Source organism: uncultured Gimesia sp., from assembly GCF_937919775.1.
In the GTDB taxonomy this organism is placed as follows: Bacteria; Planctomycetota; Planctomycetia; order Planctomycetales; family Planctomycetaceae; genus Gimesia.
Genome location: NZ_CALFPF010000384.1, coordinates 1 through 5,948 on the forward strand (window position 1 = coordinate 1; position 5,948 = coordinate 5,948).

The 5,948-nt window shown below is 49.5% G+C and carries 4 protein-coding genes; 2 read left to right on the plus strand and 2 right to left on the minus strand.

Annotated features, from left to right (window positions below):
* Positions 1–332 (plus strand): hypothetical protein (locus Q0294_RS10565; protein ID WP_299464549.1); only part of this gene is annotated, 332 nt, incomplete at its 5' end.
* Positions 298–1,398, plus strand: a complete 1,101-nt coding sequence (locus tag Q0294_RS10570) for a DSD1 family PLP-dependent enzyme (protein WP_299464552.1) — start codon at positions 298–300, stop codon at positions 1,396–1,398. The genes Q0294_RS10565 and Q0294_RS10570, both read left to right, overlap by 35 nt.
* Positions 1,399–1,488: 90 nt before the next feature.
* On the opposite strand, the gene Q0294_RS10575 is transcribed toward Q0294_RS10570, so the two are convergent.
* Entirely contained in the window at positions 1,489–1,989 is a 501-nt protein-coding gene (locus Q0294_RS10575; RefSeq protein ID WP_299464555.1) for a hypothetical protein, read from the minus strand.
* Positions 1,990–2,171: 182 nt separating this feature from the next.
* Positions 2,172–5,948: AAA family ATPase (locus Q0294_RS10580; RefSeq protein ID WP_299464558.1), on the minus strand; the 3,777-nt coding region annotated here is incomplete at its 5' end.

Here is a 5,948-nt window from a genome sequence, read left to right on the forward strand (position 1 = left end):
CGTACCGGCTTCCACTCTTAAAATTTGGGGCCACCAACCATTTTGTCAAAGATCAACCATCAAAGCTGCCTGCTCATAAGTGTCCACTTTTCATCGACAAACAAGAGCAGGAACTTCAATGGGGACGCGGAGTTTATCGAGGTTTTTGGGAAGTGTCAACGCAGTGGGAAAAGTTTTTCGAAGAATGTCCGAATTCAAGAAATCAACCGGTGGGCATGCGTTTTTTAACTGGTTTCGGTACCATCTCGTTATGCAACTTTGACGCGTTCAATGATCTTTTGGATTTTAGGAATTCTCATGACTCAGTCTGTGATTGGTTCACACAAGTTTGACCTCGATACCCCCATCCTCTGCATTGACCTGGATATAATGGAATCAAATATTCAGAAAATGGCGGGCTATATCACCAGCCGCGGCAAGACGTGGCGGCCTCACGAAAAGTGTCATAAAACGCCGGCCATCGCGCTGATGCAGATGCAGGCCGGCGCGATCGGCGTGACGTGCGCCAAAGTCTCTGAAGCCGAAGTCATGGCCGCGGCCGGAGTGAAAGACATACTGATTGCCAATATGATTGTCGGCAAAACGAAATGGGAACGCGTGGCTGCTCTCTGCCGTTACGCCAGCCCTATCGTCGCCTGTGATCATTACGCTCAGATCGAACCACTGGCAAAGATCTGCAAAGAGGCCGGCGTCACCTGCCGCATGATGCCCGAAGTCAATATCGGCCTCAATCGGGTCGGTTCGCGTCCGGGGCAGGATACCCTTGATCTGGCGATGGCCATCGACAAACTGGAAGGCGTCGAACTGGCAGGCATCATGGGCTACGAAGGACACCTGCTGCAAATCCAGGATCAGGCTGAGAAAAAAGAGAAGATCGAAGAAGCGATGCGAACGCTTGTGGGCTGCAAGACGGCCATTGAAGCCAAAGGCATCCCCTGCGAAATCGTCAGTGCCGGCGGAACGGGCTCGTATCAGATAACGTCCAACTGCGAAGGCATCACCGAACTGCAGGCAGGAGGCGGCATCTTCGCTGACCCGATGTACGTTAACAAGTGCGGTCTGACGGGGCTCGATTATTCATTGAGTGTGCTGGCAACCGTCGTCAGTCGCCCTGAAAAAGGACGCATGGTGCTCGACAGCGGGCGTAAAACCATGCATCCCGACTTCCAGCTCCCGCTGGTCAAAGCCTGGCCCGATGCGAAAGTCACATCCCTCAGCGCGGAACACTGTGCCGTTGACCTGGGACCCGAATCACAGGATCTCAAAATCGGCGACAAAATCGAATTGATCCCCGGTTACGCCGACTTCACGACCATCCTGCACGAGAACTTTTACGGCTTCCGCAAAGACCGCCTGGAAGTCGTCTGGCCGATTCTGGGCCGTGGGAAGATTCAGTAATCCGTTTCGCTTTAATGAAACGTGTCCTGCTGCATCGTTTTACATCACGATGCAGCAGGATATGGTTTTTATTTCCGGTCGAGAATCTCGTTACATCCCTTTAAAGACAGATATAATACCGACTACTACGATAACGATCATCAAAACATTCATCAGGATGATCAGAATCTGGAAAAATGCCACTCCCATTGCCCGTAGAAAGGTGGTGGGCAGCATCGCGGAATACACGGTGGAATTCACAAAAAATGTGATCACGAATGCCACCAGTTGAAACACGATGGCATCCATATAGGTAGCGATATCCAGTTCAGACTGCACTCCCCCGAGGCCCATGAAGAAGCCCAATACAAAATTAATTGCCATATTGATCAGAGAGGCAACCAGCACGATGCCCATCGCTTCAGGTACCGAAGGTACTGGAATGGACTCAGAACGCCTTTTATTTTGAACGGTAATTTTGTTAAACAAACCGATGGCTGCAATCAAAACCACTGAGCCAATCAGTAAGCTTACAGGCAAGACAAAAAACAAGAAGCAGATAAACCCTGAAAGCGATGCCGGTACCCCCAGCAGCAAGATTGATGAATCCATGACAGCCTGAGACCTCTATCATACGGGCTTTCTTCGACAATAATTCACATGACCATACACACCTTAGTACAGACCACAGGACCAGATGTCAACATAACCACAGCCACTAATCCAGATCCCCTCTACCCGCCTAAGCAGGCCTCACTCTTAAGAGGCAGAAGTTTTCCAATGGATACGAAATGCTACTCGTCGTCGACGCGTTTAATTAACGCGTTATAGTCCGTCAAGCAGCGGTTGATCAGCTCTTTCAGCTCCTGAAACTCGGCCTGATTCGCATGCGTTGAAGCCAGCAGTGGCTGCAGCCAGCCCTGCATTAGATCGAACTGTGTTTCCAGCACATTCAGCAGTGATCGCGGGATTTTATTGACGACCGTGATTCTGTCGTCAGGAGTGAGTGCTGGTTCTTTAGCCTGTGGAGCAGGCGCTGATGATGCCGAACGTGATTGCAACGACTGCTCAAACAGCGAGGTCACATCTCTGGTCCCCGAAGAAAGTGCCGCCTGGATTGCGTTCAGACTCTCAGTTAAATGCTGAAAACGCTCGGCAAAGTCTTTGGCATACAGATCGAGGTTGCTCTCTTTCCCTACAGCCAGACGACTGATTCCGGTATTCATCGTTTCGCGAATGTCCTGCAGCCCCTCGCCGACATTGCTGAGCTGCAGAATCGCCTGGGCTAATCGATCTTCGCCCCCCACACTTTTGAGCTGCTGATTTTTCCGGAACGATTTTTTAATGTCGTTCCAGCGCTGTAACTCGGTTTCCGTTAAAATCCCCATCAGTTCCTTGAACTTCAGCAAGTTGGCTTCCGTATCCGAGGTCAGCGTCTGGGCATCGTTCTCGTAGTTGGAGACAATCAGCGTCTCGAGTTCTTTGTCGTTCATGACTGCATACACTTTTTCAGCGATGCGGTTCATATTTCGATAGGAACCCTGGAGTTTGAACGAGGGTTCCGTGCGGTATTCATCAGACTGAGCCGCTGAGCGGATATACTCCCGGTTTACACTCAGAATCACATCGCGGACGCGGATCAGTTTTTTCATGGTGGAAACCATCTCGTTGAGTTCTTCCACCGAATAATTGCCTTCCAGGTCGCCTCGTTCGCCGGTTCCATCCTGCGCCATCTGAATGATGGTATAGATATCTTTCTGGCTGCGCGACGAAAGCTGATTGAGCACCGGATTAGAAGTCATGCAGTTTTCCAGATAACTCATCTCAAAAGCATCTGAGTGTTCGCCGATCACTTCACCCAGGTTATAAATGTCGGCCCGGTTCGAAAGCATGTCGGGTATCTGAAACTTTTCACCGCTCTCTGTATAGGGATTGCCCGCCATCACGACGGCAACTTTTCTGCCCCGCAAATCATAGGTGCGGGTCTCACCCTGATAAACGCCTTCTATTTTTCGCTGGGCATCACACAGAGAAATGAACTTCTGCAAAAACTCCGGATTACAGTGCTGAATGTCATCCAGATAGATCATGACATTATCGCCCATCTCCAGCGAAAGGTTTAACTTCTTGACTTCTTCCCGGGCGCCTGCATTCGGGGCGGAAGCAGGATCTAGCGAAGTGACCTGATGCCCCAAAGCCGGCCCGTTGATCTTCATGAAAATAATGCCCAGGCGATTGGCGATGTATTCCATCAAAGTGGTTTTACCGTAACCAGGAGGTGAGACCAGCATCAGCAGGCCCATGCGGTCGGTGCGTTTATTTTCTCCCGCTTCCCCCATCTGTTTGGCCAGATTATCACCAATCACAGGCAGATAAACTTCATCCAGCAGTCTGTTTCGAACAAATGAAGTCAGCACCCGCGGACGGAATTCTTCCAGCCGCATCGCTTCGCGCGAGGTATCAACCAGTTGTTTCTTTAATGCGAGATAGGATTGAAACCGCGGGACATAAACCGATTCAAATTCGGACAGCCGTTTCATGAAACGGTTAAAGTGCAGATGATACACGCCATTCTGAATCCGGACATGTGAACCCGACAGACCTGTGATTTGCTCCGTATTTTTCGCAGCAATCAGGCAGTTGCGATCAAGTTTGCCTTTGATTAACAGCAATGCGACTTCGTCCCGATAATCGAAATCTTCGTCTGAAGCCAAGTGATCCAGAAATGCCTGAGTCCAGTCTCTGGCCAACAGGAACCAATTAAGTGGATTCTTGTTAGTGGCGGACAGGCTTTCTTCCAATCGTTCCAGTGCATTATTGTGTTTTAAATATTTCTCGAAGTCCTGATACAGGTCGGCTGCCCGTTTGCTGACAACGAATGCATCTCCGCGCACCAGTTCCTGAAACAGGTATTCAGCGGACTCGGAAATCAGTGCCTGATCCAAGCAGGATATCTGTTGAACGAACTGCGCGAGCTGTTGTTTCAGTTCATTGATGTAATATTGTTGCTGCCCGGTCTGCGGAAAGACCTGCATGATCCTGCCAAACCCGGACAATTTGGTTGCAAACAGCGTTTTGATTTGCGGATCACAAAAATACTCCCAATATAAAGACGCCAGTGACCGCGCAGCCGATTGATAACGTAACAGCCCCAGTGCAGGTTTGACATTCAACAGGGACCGCAGCAGCAGCAGCGCATCCTGATCGTGCACCCCCTTGACGTAACCTTCGCTATAACGGGGTCCCATGAACTTCTGAATGAACGCCAGGAGTTCTGCATCCGATAATTTCGCAAGAGAGTCCACGGAATACTCAGGATCGGTTTCCAGTGATTTTAAAATGCAAAAGGTTAAATATTCAGCCCGGTACACATCCCGATTTTCAGAGACGACGTCCTGATTCCAGACCTCTTTTGTCGCCAGCAGACGTTCGTCTTTGATGACCTCAAAGAAATTGGTTCCCGTCAAATGTAATTGCAGCGTATCATCGCGGTAGACGGTGGTAAGGTCAAGCGGCTGCCGATTCACTGTAAACTTGCGACTTCCAAGTCTGATGATATTTTCGCCATCGACAAACAATTCCTGTTTGTCTTTCAACTGCCGAACGGTGTCTTCGCGAATACTTTTCAGGCGGCCCTGAATGTCATCGACTTTGACCGTATCCTGCAGGTCTCCCAACTGGCGAACGATATCCCGGACTTTGTCGATCATCAGATCCGAGGCAAAGTACCCGTTGATTTCATTGATTGATTTCAACTGCTCTGCACGGCTGCGAATGCCAGATAGAATCCGATCAGCCGATTTCGCCAGAGAATTCGCCCGCTTATTACGGCTTTCCACGATCGACAACTTGCGTGATTCAAAAGCGGCGTAGATCTCTTCCCGCTTTTCCGTCAACTGCTCGACGAATTCATCGAATTCCGAAAACCGTCCTTCGAGCTCCTCTACCTGAATCATCAGTTTTGTGAGAAAGTCCTCACATTTTTCGGGAGAGTCAGAAACATCCAGATAATTCACAACGCCCTGATTCAGAAGTTTGATCTGTGCATTGAACTCAGCCACCCCTTCCACCGACATCAATTCCTTAATGCGGCGTTTGAGAGCAGCCCGAGATTGATTAATCCGGGAAAAGTTCGTCGAAATGTTATCGATGATCGCGGTACGCTGAGTTGTATCTTCCACTTTAAGATTACTGACAATATCGATCAGCATTTCCAGTTCGCTGGAACTGGCCTCAATCTCTTTTTCCACTTTCCGTGCGTCAGCGACTTTCTCAACGGTTTTGATCTGCTCAGTTGCGACAGTAATCCGATCCGCATAGGGCTTGAGGGCATCTTCTCTCAGCAGGAACGAGACACAACGCGCCGCCATTTTATCGGTACGCTCGCCGACACTTTTTTCCAGTTGATCAACAAGTTTATGATCAACATAACGCAGATCGCGCAGAGAAATGACGTCTCCCCGCAGGCCTCTCAGTTTTGCCAGACTTTGTACAAAGTCATCAATTTTGTCAAAGCGGCGATGATCATTTTCGGTAAATATTTTCTTTGTCTGCGACTCAACTTCGGCAGT

Coding starts and splice junctions, on each gene's coding strand:
- Q0294_RS10575 (WP_299464555.1), bottom strand. CDS start 1,989: ATGGATTCATCAATCTTGCTGCTGGGGGTACCGGCATCGCTTTCAGGG.
- Q0294_RS10570 (WP_299464552.1), top strand. CDS start 298: ATGACTCAGTCTGTGATTGGTTCACACAAGTTTGACCTCGATACCCCC.